At 41.3% G+C, this 685-nt stretch carries 1 protein-coding gene; it reads right to left on the reverse strand.

What is annotated here, in order from left to right:
- Positions 1–685: UDP-glucose 4-epimerase GalE (gene galE, locus D8863_RS10640; protein ID WP_125441869.1), on the reverse strand; the 685-nt coding region annotated here is incomplete at both ends.

Here is a 685-nt window from a genome sequence, read left to right on the forward strand (position 1 = left end):
CATGGATATAGTCACGAACACCAGTTCCATCTTCCGTATCGTAATCGTCTCCGAAGACTTGCACTTGCTCTAATTTTCCAACAGCTACCTGAGTCACATATGGTAAGAGATTGTTTGGAATACCGTTTGGATTTTCTCCTAAATCTCCACTCTCATGTGCTCCAATTGGATTAAAGTAACGAAGCAAGACCACATTCCATTCTGAGTCTGCTTTGTAGATATCGGTCAAGATTTCTTCTAACATAAGCTTAGTACGGCCATACGGATTGGTCACTGAAAGTGGAAAATCTTCTAAGATTGGAACCGTGTGAGGATCTCCATATACTGTCGCAGAAGAGCTGAAGATGATATTCTTACAGTTTGCTTCTTCCATAACTTTTAAAAGACTAAGAGTTCCAGCGATATTGTTGTCATAGTAGGCAAGAGGGATACGGGTTGATTCGCCAACAGCCTTCAAACCAGCAAAGTGAATCACACCTGTTGGCTCTTCTTGCTTGAAAATACCTCTGAGTGTATCAGTATCACGGATATCTGCCTCATAGAAAGGAATTTCAACTCCTGTGATTTTTTCAACAACTTCTAAACTTTTACGGTTGCTATTGACAAGGTTATCCACTACAACCACTTGATGACCTGCTTGGATCAACTCAATAACAGTGTGGGTTCCGATAAAACCGGCACCACC

The sequence above is a fragment of the Streptococcus oralis genome (assembly GCF_003943825.1).
GTDB lineage: Bacteria > Bacillota > Bacilli > Lactobacillales > Streptococcaceae > Streptococcus > Streptococcus oralis_CD.